Genomic DNA, 16368 nt, shown 5'->3' with positions numbered 1-16368 from the left:
CGTCAGTCCTGAAAGTTGATCAGGTCGAAGGGACGGTTGAGCTTCGTGCGGGGCTTCGGCAGGAGCTCGGCGAGCTCCGCCGCGCCGGACACCGCCTTCGCGAGGGCCGTCGCCTCGACCGGACGGGTCAGGCTCAGTTCCGCGTTCGCCACGGTGGCCGGGACGTCCGCGCCGGCTCCACCCGCCATCACCTGTCCGGCCTGGGCGAGGGCGATCCGGTAGGGGTCGCCGAGCCGTCGCGCGTCCTGCTCGGCCAGCTCGTACTCCGCGACGGCGGCCTCGCGGTGACCCGCGGTGGCGTGCAGCATGCCCAGCTCGAGGCGGACCTCGGTCTGGTGGAAGATGTCGTTGAGTCCGGCGGCGTTGGTGAGGGTCGTGTCGATCTCCTCGACCGCGGCTTCCCGGTCACCGACCAGCAGCCGCAGCCCGGCGCTGCGATACGAGTGGTGCTTGGCGAAGCCCGCCGTCGAGGAGCCGGTGGCCTGCCGGAACTTGTCCCAGGTCGCCAGCGCGGACGAGTATTTGCCGGCCTTCTCCTGCAACACGCTGATGTTGGAGTACAGATTGATGCGCAGGTGGGCGGAGCTGGCATCGTTGAGGCCGGCGAGGCAGGCGAGGGCCTTCTTCTCGTGCTCGAACGCCGGGCCGAGTCGTCGCTCGGCGAAGAGGGTCAGCCCGCGCAGGTTGTGCAGCCAGCCCCGTTCCCGGCGGACGCTGTCGGCCTCGTTCGGGCGCTCCCGGACGACCTCGAACCCCTGTTCGACCTCGGCCACCGCCTCGCCCAGGCGGCCTTTGCGCTTGGACAGGGTGAGGGCGGTGTACAGGTGGGACTGGGCGCGGATCTCCGGCGAGAGGCCGTGGTCGTGCTCGCGAATGGCGCGGAAGGCGGTGACAGCCGCGTCCTGGTCTCCGCGGAAGCCGGCCTGGATGCCGATTACCTTGAGGAGGAAGCCACGGATATCAGCGGTGCTGCGCAGGATTGTGGTTTCGAACTCGATGGCGTGGACCAGGCTGTCCTCGCGTTCCGCCTTGGCCAGTAGCTCGGGAAGGGCCGGCGTGGGTACCCCGGGCAGGAGCTCGATCGCCTCGCTGGCGACGAGCGCCATCCCTTCCCAGTTCGCGGAGAAGAATGCCCGCCGGCAGTAGGCCAAAGCGGCGGCTACCCGGTCCACGGCGGTGCTGTCCTGGTCGCGTGCCCGCTGGTAGAGCTTGCCCTCCTCGGAGGCGGGCGCTACCGCGGTGGCCGCAACCGACGGCAGGTCCAGCACGAGATCGTCGACCGTGATGGGCAGGTCCATGCGACGGAGGCAGCGAGCCCGCTCGCCGCGATAGTCGGCGTGCGGTCCGAGCGGCGTGCGGACCGACTCCGGTCGATCCAGCAGCAGTGCCGCGCCGGGGTGGACCCGGGAGTGCTCCACGGCCCGCATCAGCCCGCGCAGGGACGACAGGTCGGTGCCGCCGGCGCCGCTGACGAGCAGCGGACGACCCAACTCCGCGGTGCCGGCGCAGAGCGCGGCGGCAGCGACCGAGAGGACTCGGTACACCTGCTCGCTCTCCCGGTGCAGTCGCCGCTCGGAGGCGGCGAGGGCGATCTCGCCGAGTGGCAGCGGGTTGTCCTGTGGCGTGTCGTCGGGGGCCAGCTCCGCCCACTCGGCGGCGTGGCGGTGGGGCAGCTCACCAAAGCTGGCACCTGCCGCGCGAAGCGCGGCGATGCATTCGCGCAGCCCGACATAGGAGCTGGCGGGGCCGGTGTTGATATCCACCCGAACGGCGGCACCGGCGGCCACGGTCACCGGCGCCACTGGATCGCCTCATTCGACGCGAGGGCGAGCGGTGCGATCTTGTTTTCCACCTCGTCCAGGTCGAAGTCGACGTTGTCCAGGTCGTCGAGCCCCTCCACGTCGGGATCGATCGGCTGGGCGCTGGTCTGCTGGCTGTCGACGGATACGGCTGCCGCCGGGGCAGCCGCCAGCGGCGGGCTGTCGACGGTGCCGTCGGCTACGTCCGCGGTTGCGGCGGAGCGGTCGTTGTCCAACATGTCGTACTCCACTTCAGATCGGGCTGGCAGTCAGGCGGTGGTGGCTCGGGCGAGGGCGAACTCGACGACCTGCTCTCCCATCAGGGACAACTGGGAGGAGACGTGCGCATCGCTGCTGGTGCCGTCGGCGGCGAAGGTGACGTGCTCCGTGTTGACCGCGACGCCGAGCGGCGTCGGCCAACCCCGGAGTGCGTGTACCACCGCGCGGAGGCTGGTGAGGGTGGTGGCGGCCTGGGATCCGCGAGCGGTGACCAGACAGCCGACGGCCCGACCGTGTAGGTAGGGGCGGGGCGTGTCCCTCAGGTCTTCGATGTAGTCGAGGGCATTCTTGACCAGGCCGGAGATACCTCCGTGGTACGCCGGCGTTCCGATCACGATCCCGTCGGCCAGGCGTACGGCGTTGATGAACTGTCGGGCTGCCGCCGTCCGCCGGCTTTCGCCGGGCAGGTAGAGCGGCAGCTGTAGCTCGGTGGCACCGAGCAGGTGCGTACGGGCTCCGACCTGCTCGGCGGCGGACAATGCGGCCCGGACCGCCTGTTCGGTGGAGGACCCGGGGCGCATGGTGCCGCCGATGCCGACGATGAGGGGACCGGTGCGGCTTCGGACCCTGCTCGTACCATTGCTGGTGTTGGTTAGCTGGAGCACGTTCACACCTCTCCTTCGTCGCGCGTGGACTCGAAGCTGCGAGCTGTCCGGCGCGATGGGATGTGTTGCGTTCGTCGTCCCCGTGCGGTTCCCCCGTAAGAGAGGGTCCGAGGCGCGTCTGATGCATGCGGTCCATGTCGCGAAGGCGACGTATCAGATTGGCGCGTGATTGCTCGCTCCGCTGTGGATTGACGGAGGGTGTTCGTGCAGGGGCAGCCGGGTAGTCCACGGCCTGCCAACCGGGCGGGCTGGTTGGCGCGGCCGGGCTGGGGGAGGTCGGTCAGCCGGCGCCGAAGCAGACGAACGAGGCGGCGGTGGCGGTGCCGGCGTCCAGCCCGGCACCGAATTCCGCCTGTGCGCCGGCGAGGGCGAGCCGCGGTGTGTCGCCGGTGGCCAGCCGTCGATGCATCTCCACCATCAGCTCCTGCGCCGCGGAGTCCAGCGCTGGCAGGACACTGGCCAGTACCGTCGCCGTTCCCAGCTGGAGCAGCGCGGCCGACAACCCCATCAGCTCCTCGCCCGGGTGCACCGCTGACAGCCCCACGTCGCAGGCGGAGAGCACCACTGTCCCGGGCGCGCAGGCGAGCCGCTCCAGGTCGTAGACGGTCAGCGGACCATCGGCGAGGCGTACGTGCGAGAACATGGGGTTGTCGGTGCGGAAGGTGCCGTGTGCGGCGAGGTGGGCAAGGGGGGCGCCATCCAGCGCCGCGAGTGCTGCCTCGGCGGTCGCGTCGGGGCCGAGGAGCATCTTGACGGGAGCGAGTGTTCCCGCCAGCCGCTGCACCTCCGCCTCGGCATAGGCGAGGCCGGGGCCGGCGACCAGCACCGGGTTCCGTCGATGGGGCGGAGTGGTCGTCGCCGGGTGGGTGGCTCGGCGGCGGGCCGACGCGGTGAGCCACTCCGATGCTGACGGCACCACCGTGACCGGACGCCCGGCACAGGTCGGTAGCAGGGCCCACGGCATGGCGTGCAGGGCGCCGACCGGCACCAGGACCAGTCCGCCGGCGCCGAGCCACGGCTGTATCGCGCCGAAGATCAGGTTGTCCAGCTGGTGCACCGCGAACCGGGCAGCGGTCGCTGCCGCCGCCCGGGAGTCATCGGTGCCACGGCTGGTCAGGATGCGTCGCAGCGCAAACCGCAGTGCCTGAAGCTCGTCGGTTACGGTGGCGAGCGGACCCAGCGCCCGGGTGTGAAATCGGCCGCCGTGCACCACGACGATGTGGAGCGTGCCGTCTATGTCGATCAGCTCGACCAGCGTCTGGTCGGCCAGCTCCACCGCGATCCGGTCCAGTGGAATCCCGCTCGCCGTGCCGGTCTCGGTACCGCTGGCCTGCCAGCTACGGGTCCGGATCCGTTCTTCGATCGTCCGCTGTTGACGCAGCAGGGTCGATCCCAACGCGGCACTCGTCTGGGTGGCTTCGTCGACGGTGCGGCGCAGCTCGGCCAGGTCGGCGGCGAGCCCGGCTTCGTCCGGCGGCCGGGCGGGGGGCAGCCGCAGCGTGGCGGCCCGCCACCGCTCACTCCAGCGTAGGATCGCCCGGGCCTGCCCGCCCCGAACCGCTAGGCGAAGGCCGGTGCTGGCCAGGTCCAGGGCGTATACCCCGGCCATCACCCGCAGCTCTGTGGCGCCGAGGGCTGCCTGGTAGCGGTCCAGGAGTGCCATTCCCGCGTTGAGCGCCCGGCGTGCCCCGGCCGTGTCGCCGGTGGCGATTCGGCGGAGTGCCTCGGCGTGCCAGGCCCGGGCCCGAAGCTGGGCCGGCCCACCACGGCTGGCGGCGCGGATGGCACTCAACTCTCCGGCGATGGCGGCGACCTTCGCGCGTTGCCCGGTGCGCAGCGCCCGGTCGAGGGCGACCCGGGCGGCATAGAGGCGGGCGTCGAGTGCCGGTATCAGCCAGCTACTCGCCGCCAGCGCACGTGCGACGGAGCGGGCCTGCCGCAGGTGCGCCGGCGCGTCCGGCGAGCTGGCCCGGAGTCTGACGTATCGGGAGAGCGCCGCCCAGGCCGGTCGGTTCTGTCGACTGAACAGGCGGTACGCGGCCTGCGCCTGCTTCGAGGCGGTCGGCAGGTCGGCCTCGGCCAGCGCGACTTCGGCCAGCATCAGCCGGGCCTGTGCCTCGTAGAGCCCCATCCGGCTTGCCCGGGCTGCGTCCAGGGCGGCCTCGGCCGCGGTGCGCGCCTCCGGCAGTAGCCGGGCCCCCAGGAGTAGTTCGCCTCGATCCATCAGGGCGATCGCCGGGCGGGTGGTCCTGGCGAAGTACTGGTCGGCCAGGTCGTACCAGCGCAGTGCGCCAGGTATGTCACCCGCGCGGGACAGGACGAAGCCGAGGTTGTGGCGGACCTGGGCGAGCGCCAGCTCCTGGTCGAGCTCCGCGTAGCCGCGCTCCGCGGCCCGCAGGTCGGCCTCGGCCTGGCGCAGGCTCCCCCGGTAGGTGTGCAGCACTCCTCTGTTGGTCAGTGCGCGGGCTTGCCACAACCGGTCCGCACTGCGTCGGAACGCGGCCAGCGCATCGGTGTAGCCGGCCATCGCCTCGTCGAACCGGCCGAGGCGGTCGAGGATCAGCGCCCGCTGCATCTGTAGGCGCGCGGCGGGCAGCCCACGGAGGATCGGTGACGCGGCGTCGATCTCGCGCAGCGCCTGTTGCGGTTGGCCCGCCTCGGCCAGGACCAGGGCCAGGCTCATCCGGGCTTCGGCGGCGCGGACCGGGAGTTGGGCGGCCTCGGCCACGCGGCGTGCCCGGCGTAGGTGACGGAGCCCGTGATTCGCGTTGTGTTGTTCTCGCGCGGCGAGCCCGAGTGCCCGCAGCGCCACTGTCTCCTGGTCGGGATCGGCGGCCGCACGGGCAGCGGCGAGCGCGGCATCGGCCAGCTCGGCGGCGCGGGCCGGGTCGGCGGTGACGAGGTGGAGCGCCTTGCCTGCTGGACTGTCGTCCATCTGGTCGGCGCTGTCCATCACCTTTGATTTTGGCACAGCGGTGAACGACCGAGAAGCCGTCCGATGAAGCTTCCCGTGTATCCACTGTGGCTATCCCCAGCTCGGATGAGTCTTAGTCAAATACCTGACTCAACTTCCTGTCCCCGGTTCGTATCAGCGAGCGGTCCACCACCCTCTCTTGTGCGAACGCCCGCCAGCCGATCGCCGACGGGTGGGTGTGATGGATCCCCCTACCGAAGGAGAGATGGATGCCTCCGTCCTCGGAACGTGTCAACCGCTTCGCTGCCCGCCGTCGGGCGCGGCTGGAGCGCCTTCCCAAGCTCGCGCACACCGCTGTCGGCGGTAACGCCCGGGCGTGGTTCGTCGCCGACGAGCTGTTGGTCGTTGAAGACAGTCGCCGCGATGCCGAACGCTATCTCGGACGTGCTCGGGCCGCGCAGCCTGGCTCCGGCGATGAGGAGCTACTACCGGGCCTGCGTCGCTATCGGGCGCCGGGGCTGGACGTGCCGGCTGCGGTCCGCGCGCTGCGGGCGGACCGGCCAACCCGCCGCCAGGTGGTCAGCCCCAACCACGTCTTCCTGGCCAGTCCGTTCAACCACGGAGGTCCGTTCGGGCCGCCGGCGCCCGTCGCCGCATCGACGTTGAAGATGCCGGCCGAAACCGGTCGCGTCGCGGTATCCATCGTCGACACCGGGTTCTGGACCGAGACCCCGCTCCCGGCCGGCTACCTCGCCGCGGACGGCGTGGAGGTGGAGACGGAAACCGATGTCGACGAGGATGGGCTGCTCGACGGCGACGTGGGGCACGCCAACTTCATCGGTGGCGTCATCGCGAATCACACGGACCGCGCAGTGTTACGGGTGATTCGTACCTTGGACACCTTCGGTGTCTGCACGGAGGACGAGCTGATCGCCTCCCTCGGCCGGCTGCACCCGGACACCAAGGTGATCAACCTCTCCCTCGGCGGTTTCACCGCCGACGGATCCGCACCGCTCGGCGTACGCGCGGCGTTGGAGCAGGCCCTGTCCGGGATCGACCGGGTGGTGGTCGCCGCCGCGGGCAACGATGGCAACCGCAGCGACCCGTTCTGGCCCGCAGCGTTCGCCGCGGCCGACGAGTCGTGGAGTGGGCAGGTCCTGGCGGTCGCCGCGCACGACGGCAGCAGCCTCTGCTCCTGGAGTAACGCCGGACCGTGGGTCAGCATCGTCGCGCCCGGTGCGGACGTGCGAAGCACGTACATCGACCACGCGCTGTTTCCGGAGGGGTGGGCACAGTGGAGTGGAACCTCCTTCGCCGCCCCGCGGGTGGCTGCCGAACTCTCCGCCCGGATCGACTCGGAGGTCGGCGCGGTGACCGCTGCCAACCAGCTAATGGCCGACCTGAGGACGGCCAACCAGCGGTTTGGAGGCCACCTCGGGCTGATCTGATGCGCTCAGGTAGCGCTGTACGATTCCTGTCTATGAGCGACGACGACGCAGGTCAGCTGGTGCGTGCCGCTGCCAACGGTGATCAGGCAGCGTGGGAGGCACTGGTCGACCGGTACGCGCGGCTGGTCTATACGGTGGCGCGAGGATTCCGGCTCGATGACGCTGACGTCGCGGACGTGAGCCAGGCGACCTGGTTGCGGCTCGTGGAAAATCTGGACAAGCTACGTGATCCTGGATCGGTGGGGGCGTGGCTTGCCACCACAGCGCGTCGAGAGGCACTTGCCCTGCTGCGCAACCGGTGGGAGGTGCCGTCACCGGAGTTCACGAGGTCAGAGCCGATTGACGAGTCGCAGCCGGAGCCCTGGCAGCGGCTGGTCGCTGAGGAAACTGATGCGGAGCTGTGGCATGCCTACCGTCAGTTGCCGATACGCTGTCAGGAGCTACTGCGGTTGCTGGTGTTCGAGCCGGTGGGCAGCTATGCGATCGCTGCTGCGGCGCTCTCGGTGCCCATCGGCAGCCTCGGCCCTTCTCGCGCCCGGTGCCTGGCGACGCTTCGGGCACTGCTGGGTCAGCCGGCACCGCAGCGACGTACCTAGGGGAGCGTGCGTACGCATGAGTGACGACCGATTAACCACATCAGATGAGGAGTTGCTTGTCCGGCTGGGGAGCCTGCTGGCTGAGGTCGATTCGGTTCCGGAGTCGGTACGCGCCGCCGCGGTCGCCAGCTACAGCTGGCGTTCGCCCGATGCCGAGCTTGCCCAGTTGGTGGAGAGCATGTCCGGGGCAGCCGAGGTCCGCGGCGACGAGGCGCGGCTGCTGACCTTTCGCGCAGATTCGATCACCATCGAGGTGGAGGTCATCCCCGTTCGTGATCGGCTCCGGATCGTTGGCCAGCTGGTGCCGCCACAGCCAGCTCGGGTGCAGGTAGAGCAGCCGGGTTCCGACTCGACCGTCGGCACCGACGCGGACGGTCTGGGACGTTTTATGCTGGACGACACCGCACCGGGGCCAGCTCGGTTGGTCTGCACCCTGGCTGACTCCGGTCCGATCTGTACCGAGTGGACCACCCTGTGATCCGGGTGGCCCGGGTGTAGCGATGTCGGCACCGCCCTGCGCTGCGGATCAGGGCGGTGCCGACCGTCGCCGTTGCCAGCCGGGTGTGGCCTGCGGTTCAGCTGCTGCTGTTGCAGGTCACAGTCGGGGATGTGTTCGGGCCGGCGAGGCTGGCGAGGAAGCCGAGCGTGGTTCTGCCTCCCGGGACCACCGTGCCGTTGTACGACGCGTTGGTCACCGTTACCGCCGAGCCCGAGGTGGTGTGCGTGCCATTCCAGAGCTGGGTTATCGCCTGACCGCTGGGCCAGGTCCAACTTGCCGTCCATCCGGTCCAGGTGCTGGCGGTGTGGTTCATGATCTCAACCTCCCCCTGGAAGCCGTCCGGCCACGCGTTGATCACCTTGTAGACCGCCATGCAGTCGCCGCTGGGCGGCGGTGTGGTCGGGCTCGGTGGTGCGGTGGTGGGGCTCGGTGGCGGGAAGGTGCCACCGGGGCCGATGCCGGTTACCTCACCATTGCCGCCGTCGAAGGTGACGTCCGAGCAGCCGAAGAAGTTCTCCGGGCTGTCCGAACGGACCCAGCGGGAGTAGATGAGGTGTCGGCCGCTCTTGTCGGTCGGCAGCGTTCCGGTGAAGTAGTAGTGCCCGTCGTTGGTGCCCGGACCGCCACGTTGGGGTGGGTTGGTGACGGTCAGGAACGGTTGCTCCTGCAGGTCGTTCCAGGCCAGCGGGCGGGTTGGGCTCCAACTGTCCTTGGTGATGTAGAAGTAGAACGTCCCGGGGTGGTGTGCCCAGTTGCTGTAGCGGAACTCGATGCTCTGGCCAGCGGTCAGGTGCGTCAGTGGCCAGTCGGTGCGGGCCAGGTCGTAGCCGAGGAAGCCGGAGTTTCCTCCGCTGCACAGCTGGCCGTCGGGAATGAAGCCGACGGTACGGCCGGCGGCATCGGAACGCAGCACACTGAACCAGTTGTAGAGCGAGTTGGCCCCACTCTGGTCCACCGCCGCCGAGCAGGCGGGGTTGTACGGCTGGATTTCGCCGGTGGGGCTCAGCCCATCCCGCCAGCAGAGGAAGGTACGGCTGCCGGGGACCATGGCGGCGCCGTGCGCCGCCGCCGGCTCCGACCTGGTGATGAGCACCACGACGGCCGCGAGGAGCGTCATGGCCGCGGTGAGGAGCACGGCTGTTCGGGTTCGATAGGAGGACACGGGATCTCCTGACTCGCGGGGCGCCTACCACCCCGCGTGGGTGACGGGCGCGGGGCGGCACCCGGCCGGCCCGCGGCGACGAGCGGTCACGGTGGTAGGCGGCGTGCGCAGGAGTGGCGGGCACGCGAGCCGGCGGTCCGTCAGCGGACCGATGCCCTCGCGTGGATGCCCGAGCGGACGACGAGTGCCCTGCGTCGTCCGGTGCTGTTATCACAACATGGTGAAGTATTCGACCGCAATAGCCAGCAGTCAATGTACTTTTCAGTTGGCGCAGTTCACGGGATCGGTGGGCGCGAAACCACCCGGGTGCGCGTGGCCGATCAGGGGCGCTGAGGACGGGCCAGGGTGAGTGCGGCGGTGAGCGACAGTGCGGCGGAGACCGCGAGTACCGCCGCCATCGGTACGGCGCTGCCTTCCCCGCCCAGCCCGACCAGGGGCGCGGCGAGCGACCCGATCATCGACTGGAGGGCGCCCATCAGTGCTGCCGCGGTCCCGGCGTGGTGTGCGTGTCGGTCGAGGGCGAGGCTCGTGCCGTTCGGCATCACCATGCCCAGCGACGCGATGAAGGCCAGCAGCGTGGCCGTGAGGAGTAGTTGGCTGGCGGCGATCGCGCCGGCCAGCACACCCGAGGCCGCCACCGCGCTAATCCCGAGCGTGCTGACCAGCAGGGTGCGGGGCGGGAACCGGTCCAGCAGGCGGACGTTGGCCTGCCCGACCGCCACGAAGGCCAACGCGTTGAGGCCGAACAGCAGACCGAATGTGCTCGCCGAGAGGTGAAACACGTCCTGGAAGACGAACGACGAACCGGAGATGTACGCGAACAGCCCGGCGAAGGCGAGCCCCTGGGTCAGCGTGTACCCCAGGTAGACCCGGTCGGTGAGCAGCTCGCGAAGCGACCGGACGATGCCGCGGAGGCCGTCGCGGTTGCGCCGATGCGCGGGCAGGGTCTCCGGCAACCAGGCCGCCACCACGGCGGTGAGCAGTGCGCCGACGACCGCGAGGAGGACGAACAGGGTCCGCCACGACCCGAACCGCAACACCAGGCTGCCGACGGTCGGCGCGGCGATCGGGGCGAGACCGAAGACCAGGGTGAGCCGGGAGAAGTACTTCGCTGCCGCCCGACCTGAGTACAGGTCGCGAACGACGGCACGGGTCACCACGGCGGCCATCCCGCCGGCGAAGCCCTGGGCGAACCGCAGGGCGGTGAACATCGGTGCGCTGGGTGCCGCGGCGCAGGCCAGGGCGAGCACGGTGTACGCCACGAGGCCGATCAGCGCCGGCCGGCGCCGGCCCCAGCGGTCGCTGAGCGGGCCGGTGACGAACTGCCCGAGGGCGAGCCCCACCAGGCAGGTGGTGAGGGAGAGCTGAATCTGGGCCTGGCTCGCGGCCAGGTCCCGGGCCATGGCAGGGAGCGCCGGCAGGTACATGTCCAGGGAGAGCGGGCCGATCGCGGTGATCGCCCCGAGTAGGAGCAGCAGACCAAGTCCACCACCGACCCCTGCTGGCTGCGGCTGGCCGGCGGGAGTGGCTACGGCGGGTGCGGTCGGTGGTGCGGTCTGCGTCACTGAGTTCCTCCGGGGGTCGCCTACCAACCGGGTAAGCTTAGCTCTGTATCCAGAGTCTTTGAGGTGAGGTGGGCGACACCGTGGGGACCGATGACGTACCGGCGCGGCCGGCGCCGTGCCACGACCCCGCTTCGACGGCGGCGCTGGGCGCCGTCGTCGGCGAGCTGCACCGCCGGCTGCGGCGCGCGGCGGCCCGGCACGCCAACTGCCTCCCGTTGCCGGAGGCCCAGGTCGAGCTGCTCCTGCTGGTCCGGGCCCACCCGGATATCAGCGTGAAGGATGCCGCCTGCCGCCTGCATGCGGCACCCAACACGGTGAGCACCCTCGTCCGGGACCTGGTGGCCGCCGGACTGCTGCATCGCGAGTGCGCTCCGGCCGACCGCCGTACCGCCCGGCTGCGCCTCACCGACGCCGCCCACGCTCGGATCGCCGATCACGAGCAGCAGCGCGCCGCCCTGCTCAGCGCCGCGGTGTCCCGCCTGTCCCCCGAGGCCCGCGCCACGGTCATGGCGGCCACCCCGCACCTGGCCTGCCTGGCAGACCTGCTGAACCCCTGAGCCCGCGGGGGAGCTCACCGGCCCGGCGGACCTGGCGGTGCGTGGTCTTCCGGGTAGGCGGTGTGCTGGCCGGCAGCGCGGCCGGCCGGCGTGGGTCAGAGCTCGCCGTTGAGTTCGGCGTAGCCGCGGCGGGTGGCGATCAGCGCGGGGCGGGCACCGAAGGGTGCCTCGGCGGCCACCCGCTCCACTGGTGTCCGACCGGCATGGCCAGCCCGGATCTGCCAGGCCAGGTCGCTGAGCAGGCCGTGCTGGGCGTACACGAACTCGTGGTCAACCAGGTCGCCGTGCCCCGGTACCACCACCGTGGTCGGGGTCGTCATCCGCAGTAGCTCGGCCACCGCCTCCGGCCACCGCAACGGGTACGACTCCTCGAATGCCGGCGGGCCGCTCTGCTCCACGAGGTCGCCGACGACGAGCACCTCCGCATCGGGTACGTGCACCACCAGATCCGCCGCGGTGTGTGCCCGTCCCAGGTGCCGCAGGATGACCTGTCGGCCACCCACATCGAGCACCTCTCGCTCGCCCACCGGATGGGTTGGCGCCAGTACGGCGGTGCCGAGTAACTCCTCGGCGAGGCGGGGCCACTCGCCGTGCATCTCCTCGTACGCTGCCCGGCGTAGCCGGTCCGGGTCACGCTGGGCAGCGGCGGCCAGCTGGTGCGCGTACACCGGGCAGGGCGGATCGCCGGCCAGGGTGGCGTTGCCGAAACAGTGGTCGAAGTGGTGGTGGGTGTTCACCAGCACCCACGGGTGCGGGGTGACGGCCCGCGCCGCCCGCGCCAACTCCGCCGCCTGGCCGGCCGTGGAGAGGGTGTCCACCAGCAGGGCCGCACCATCGCCGACGAGCAGTGTCACGTTGACCTGTAGTAGCGGCTCGCGTAACACATACACCCGGTCGGCGACTTCGTTGAAGCGGAGGGTCATGACGACCGTCCGGCTCGCCCGATGAAGCGCTGCCGGTCAACCAGGAGCCGCTCCACCCGCCCCTCGGCGACGGTGGAGTCGCCCTCGGTGACGGAGATCGCAAAAGCCAGCCGCCGACCGTCGACCTTCGTCAGCCGGGCCCGCGCCACCACGGTCCGGCCGACCGGGGTGGCGGCGTGGTGGTCCAACTCGATCCGGACTCCCACGGTCGTGGTGCCGTCGGGCAGTTGGTGGGCGATCGCCGCGACCGTCGCCGCCTCGGCCAGGGCGAGAATTCGCGGCGTGCCCAGGACCGGCACGTCGCCGGAGCCAATGGCCTGGGCGGTGTCGACCTCGGTGACGATCAGCTCCACCGAGGCGGTTGCGCCCAGGGAGAAGGGTTCCTGCATGGCCACCAGCCTAGGCGTCGGATGGCGGGTCGGTCCCGCATGAGCCGAACCGCCCGGAAGCGTCCGAAGGACCTCCTGCGTCCGCTGCTGCGCCGACCGTCGTTAACCTGGACCGTGATGTCTGCTCCAATCGATTCCCAACAGCCTGTCCGAACTGATGCACCGGTGGTGGCCGACGGCGGGCGCCGACGCGTGATCATGATGTCGGTGTGGGCGGGCGCCTTCGTCCTCGGCTGGCTCGTCATCGGCCTGCCCACCGATCCGGCCTACGCCTTCGTCTGGATCTGGGGGGCGACCATCGCCTGGAACTCCACCCGGCCGTGGCGCAGCCACCTGCGCTTCGCCCGGGACTGGCTGCCGGTGGTGTTGCTGCTCGTGCTCTACAACCTCTCTCGTGGCTTCGCCGACAACGGGGCGACCCCGCACGCCTACGAGCTGATCGTCGCCGACCGGGTGATGTTCGGCTGGGCCACCGGCGGCCAGGTGCCCACGGTCTGGCTCCAGCAGCACCTCTACCAGCCGGAGGTGCGCTGGTGGGACGCGTTGGTGAGTTGGGTCTACTTCTCCCATTTCGTGGTGGCGCTGGCCGCCGCCGCGGTGCTCTGGATGCGGGACCGCCGGCGGTGGGCGGCGTTCATGCGTCGCTGGGGTTTCCTCTGCGCCAGCGGCCTGGTGACGTACTTCCTCTACCCGGCCGCGCCACCGTGGTGGGCGGCGCAGAACGGGTTGCTGGAGGAGGTGGCCCGGATCTCCACCCGGGGGTGGCAGGTCTTCGGGCTGCACGGCGCCGGGAACCTGCTCAACGCCGGTCAGCTCGCGTCGAACCCGGTTGCCGCGATGCCGTCGCTGCACACCGCGTTCGCCCTGTTCGTGGTGCTGTTCTTCCTGCGCGCGACGCGGAAGCGGTGGTGGCCGCTGCTGCTCGCGTACCCGCTGGCCATGACCTTCACCCTGGTCTACTCCGGGGAGCACTACGTGATCGACGTCCTGGTCGGTTGGGTGTACGTGGGGATGGCCTTCCTGGCGGTGGGGCTGGCCGAGCGATGGTGGGCGGCCCGACGTGCGCGGCGTGCCCCGGACCAACCGGTTGCGGCGGCGTCGGATCCCGCGGCGTCGGATCCCGCTGCGGCGGACCCTGCGGCGTCGGACCGGCGGACATCGGACTCTGCGGCATCGGCTACCGCGGCGTCGGCCGATTCGCCGCCGACGGATAAGGCGGTGGCCGCCGGCCGCTGATCGGCACCGAGCCTCGTCACCTGGACCGGCGGCTCGCTACTGCGGCCGGCCGGGTGGCGCGGCCTACTGCTGCCGGCTGGCGCGGCGGGCCTGGTGCGCGCGGGCCGTCAGCTCGGCGGCCAGGTCCCACGCCTCGGTGACCGCTCGGTCGCGGGCGGCTGCCCCGGCGCCGCCCGCGGTGTCCGCGTGCACCGTCGCCAGCCCCAACCGTCGCTGTACCGGCCCCTGCACCACCCGTACGCTCTGGATCCGCGCGTACGGCACGACCACGATGTGGCGGGTGAGCAGGCCGGAGCGAACCGCGAACACCCGCTCGTGCAGCCCGGCGCCGAGCACCGGCTGACCCAACGGGTTGAGCCAGCGAGCCCGGGTTGGGGGTGCGGTCAGCGGCAGGTCCTCGAGGCGTACCCCGGGCAACACCTCGGCGAGGATCGCCTCGGCGACCGGTTGCTGACCGACCGGGAGAAGCTGGTCCGATCGGTTACGCCCGTCGGCTTCCCCCGTCGAGTAGCCGGCCACCTCCAGCCGCAGCCGCAGCCAGCCCTTCGCCCGCCAGAGCAGCGGCCAGGTCGCACCAACCGTCTGTACCCGGTGTAGCGGCACGGTCTGCGCCCGGGTCTCCAACAGTCCGTTGCGGATCCGCAGAGTGTCGGCAGCGCGAGCCAGCTGGAAGTTCCAGTCGTCGAGCACCCGGCGGATGGGCTGGAGCAGCACCCCGGCCATCGCGGTCAACGTGCTCGCCACCGCGACGAACGACCAGGAGTCGCCGGAGAGGAACTGCGTCGCCACGAAGGCCACCCCGAACGGGATCATGAATGCCTGTGGGGTGAGTAGCTGGCTCAGCAGCAGGTCCGCGTTCCGGACGGTGTGCAGTGGTCGATCGGGCGGCGCCGCCTCCGGCCGGACCAGCGATGTGTCCGCTGTCGGGGCGGCCGCCTCCGGTTGCGGACCGGCCAGGGCAAGGAGCCGCTGTCGCAGGGCGGTGGCGTCCGCCACGCTCAGATAGGCCAGTGGCGCCTCGGTCTTGCCGCCCCCGACCACCTCGAGGCGCAGCTCCGCCAACCCGGTGAGCTGGGCGAGTAACGGTCGGACCACCTCCACGGCCTGGAGCCGCTCCAGCGGGATCGCCCGGGTGCGTCGCCAGAGCAGTCCCTCGTGCACCCGGAGCTCGCGGTCCACGACCTGATAGCCGGTGTTGTACCAGCTGACCACCGCGAGCACGGTGGCGCCGAGCGCCAGCACCACCGCCAGCACCACGAACCAGCCGACGCCGACCCGGGACAACGTGGACCAGGAGAGCCCAGCGATCACCACGACCAGCGACTTGGCGCCATGTAGTGCGGGGGAGAGCGGATGTAGCCGCTGCCGGCGTTCGGCGCCGTGCGGCGGCACCGGTGGGGTGGGCACGCCAGCCGGTGGGTACCAGCCGGGGTGCGGTGGTGCGGCGGGGGGATATCCGCCCGGGTGCGGCGGGGACACCCCGGCTGGTGGGTGCCAGCCGGGATGCGGCGCTGGGACGGGTGGCCGGGTCTCTTCTGGATCTCGTGCGGCCGGCTCGCTCACAGGCCCTCCGCCCGGTCGCGGCCGAGCGCGGTGAGGCGGTCGCGGAGGCGGGACGCCTCCGCCGGGCGTAGCCCCGGTACCCGGGCGTCGGTGGCCGCCGCCGCCGTGTGCAGTTGGACGGTAGCCAGGCTGAAGGCCCGCTCCAGCGGGCCGGCGCTGACATCAACGAACTGCATCCGCGAGTACGGAACGATGGAGAGCCGGCGCACCAGCAGACCATGTCGGACCAGAAGGTCATCCTCGCGTTCGGCGTACCCCCACGCGCGTACGGCCCGTACGACGGTGAACGTCCGTAGCGCGGTCAGGAGGAGCACCCCGGCGAGGGCCACCCCGAACGCTCCCTGGCCGGTGACTGTCCACCCCACCGCCAGCCCGGCCAGCAGGATGACGATCAGTACGGCCAGTCGCAGCAGCTCAACCCAGATCAGGTCGGTGGAGACAGCCTGCCAGCGGACGGTTTCCGGCCAGGGTTCCAGCGGACCGGGGGGTGGGCCGGTCGGGGCTGGGGCAGCGGGCGGGAGCCCGGCCGGGTCGTCGCCGGTCACCGTGCGGTTCCGTTGTACGTGCTCACGAGTCGAGAGTAGGCGATTCGGCCGCCGGAACAACCTCGCGGAGGAAGCCCCGGGCGTCGAGGAAGTCGCCGAGCGTCACCCGGTGTTCGGGGCAGGCGAGCCAGGTCTTCCGTCGCGCCGTGTCGTGTAGCCGGGGGTTGTTCCACCGCAGCGCCCACCGGGCGGGGGCTGCACAGCCACGAGCTGAGCAGACCAGGGCGGGGGTTGCGGGGTCATCCATTCCCGCCAGTCTAGGCGGGCTCGCGGAAGAGTCTGAGCGCC

The 16368-nt window shown here is 71.0% G+C and carries 16 protein-coding genes; 5 read left to right on the top strand and 11 right to left on the bottom strand.

The features are described 5' to 3' along the window. Nucleotides 1–2 precede the first annotated feature (2 nt). From T398_RS18210 to T398_RS18195, 4 genes are all read right to left on the bottom strand, one after another. The gene (locus tag T398_RS18210; protein ID WP_496448471.1) at nt 3–1802 is read right to left on the bottom strand and encodes a hypothetical protein; all 1800 of its coding nucleotides are present in this window, start codon (nt 1800–1802) and stop codon (nt 3–5) included. Further along, entirely contained in the window at nt 1790–2050 is a 261-nt protein-coding gene (locus T398_RS18205) for a lymphostin biosynthesis Trp-donating RiPP (RefSeq protein WP_496448469.1), read from the bottom strand. Before T398_RS18205 ends, T398_RS18210 begins: the two co-directional genes overlap by 13 nt. An 18-nt stretch (nt 2051–2068) precedes the next feature. Beyond that, complete coding sequence (locus tag T398_RS18200; RefSeq protein ID WP_496448467.1) at nt 2069–2689, bottom strand: NADPH-dependent FMN reductase; 621 nt, start codon at nt 2687–2689, stop codon at nt 2069–2071. Between the two features lie 274 nt (nt 2690–2963). After that, nucleotides 2964–5636, bottom strand: coding sequence for a CHAT domain-containing protein (locus T398_RS18195; RefSeq protein WP_496448466.1), 2673 nt, complete (start codon nt 5634–5636; stop codon nt 2964–2966). Nucleotides 5637–5866: 230 nt separating this feature from the next. Between T398_RS18195 and T398_RS18190 the strand changes: the two genes are divergently transcribed. The 3 genes from T398_RS18190 to T398_RS18180 are packed head-to-tail and all read left to right on the top strand — an operon-like array spanning nt 5867 to nt 8119. Further along, complete coding sequence (locus T398_RS18190) at nt 5867–7045, top strand: S8 family peptidase (protein WP_496448465.1); 1179 nt, start codon at nt 5867–5869, stop codon at nt 7043–7045. A 32-nt stretch (nt 7046–7077) separates the two neighbouring features. Then, on the top strand, nt 7078–7641 hold the full coding sequence (locus T398_RS18185; RefSeq protein ID WP_496448463.1) for an RNA polymerase sigma factor: 564 nt from the start codon (nt 7078–7080) through the stop codon (nt 7639–7641). A 16-nt stretch (nt 7642–7657) separates the two neighbouring features. Next, nucleotides 7658–8119, top strand: a complete 462-nt coding sequence (locus tag T398_RS18180) for a hypothetical protein (protein WP_496448461.1) — start codon at nt 7658–7660, stop codon at nt 8117–8119. A 97-nt stretch (nt 8120–8216) separates the two neighbouring features. Here the strand turns inward: T398_RS18180 and T398_RS18175 are convergent, their stop codons facing one another. Both T398_RS18175 and T398_RS18170 read right to left on the bottom strand, forming a co-directional pair. After that, nucleotides 8217–9257, bottom strand: a complete 1041-nt coding sequence (locus T398_RS18175) for a lytic polysaccharide monooxygenase auxiliary activity family 9 protein (protein ID WP_496448499.1) — start codon at nt 9255–9257, stop codon at nt 8217–8219. A gap of 365 nt (nt 9258–9622) precedes the next feature. Next, entirely contained in the window at nt 9623–10867 is a 1245-nt protein-coding gene (locus T398_RS18170; protein ID WP_496448459.1) for a multidrug effflux MFS transporter, read from the bottom strand. 68 nt (nt 10868–10935) lie between these two features. Here T398_RS18170 and T398_RS18165 point away from each other — a divergent pair, with 68 nt between their 5' ends. After that, complete coding sequence (locus T398_RS18165) at nt 10936–11424, top strand: MarR family winged helix-turn-helix transcriptional regulator (RefSeq protein ID WP_496448458.1); 489 nt, start codon at nt 10936–10938, stop codon at nt 11422–11424. A gap of 95 nt (nt 11425–11519) precedes the next feature. Here the strand turns inward: T398_RS18165 and T398_RS18160 are convergent, their stop codons facing one another. Continuing rightward, nucleotides 11520–12347, bottom strand: coding sequence for an MBL fold metallo-hydrolase (locus T398_RS18160; RefSeq protein WP_496448456.1), 828 nt, complete (start codon nt 12345–12347; stop codon nt 11520–11522). Continuing rightward, nucleotides 12344–12736 (bottom strand): thioesterase family protein, encoded by a 393-nt coding sequence (locus T398_RS18155; RefSeq protein ID WP_496448454.1) that lies wholly within the window; start codon nt 12734–12736, stop codon nt 12344–12346. Before T398_RS18155 ends, T398_RS18160 begins: the two co-directional genes overlap by 4 nt. A gap of 117 nt (nt 12737–12853) precedes the next feature. Between T398_RS18155 and T398_RS18150 the strand changes: the two genes are divergently transcribed. Beyond that, nucleotides 12854–13972: a phosphatase PAP2 family protein gene (locus T398_RS18150; protein ID WP_496448452.1), complete on the top strand. Its 1119-nt coding sequence runs from the start codon at nt 12854–12856 to the stop codon at nt 13970–13972. Nucleotides 13973–14035: 63 nt separating this feature from the next. Here the strand turns inward: T398_RS18150 and T398_RS18145 are convergent, their stop codons facing one another. From T398_RS18145 to T398_RS18135, 3 genes are read right to left on the bottom strand one after another with little or no spacing between them, the layout of a single operon-like run. Beyond that, nucleotides 14036–15535: a PH domain-containing protein gene (locus T398_RS18145; protein WP_496448450.1), complete on the bottom strand. Its 1500-nt coding sequence runs from the start codon at nt 15533–15535 to the stop codon at nt 14036–14038. Beyond that, a complete protein-coding gene (locus tag T398_RS18140) occupies nt 15532–16080 on the bottom strand; it encodes a PH domain-containing protein (protein WP_496448449.1) in 549 nt (182 codons plus the stop codon). Before T398_RS18140 ends, T398_RS18145 begins: the two co-directional genes overlap by 4 nt. 22 nt (nt 16081–16102) lie before the next feature. Next, nucleotides 16103–16327, bottom strand: coding sequence for a hypothetical protein (locus T398_RS18135; protein WP_496448448.1), 225 nt, complete (start codon nt 16325–16327; stop codon nt 16103–16105). Between the last annotated feature and the right edge of the window lie 41 nt (nt 16328–16368).

The sequence above is a fragment of the Salinispora goodfellowii genome (assembly GCF_059570675.1).
This window is presented reverse-complemented; position numbering and strand designations above follow the sequence as displayed.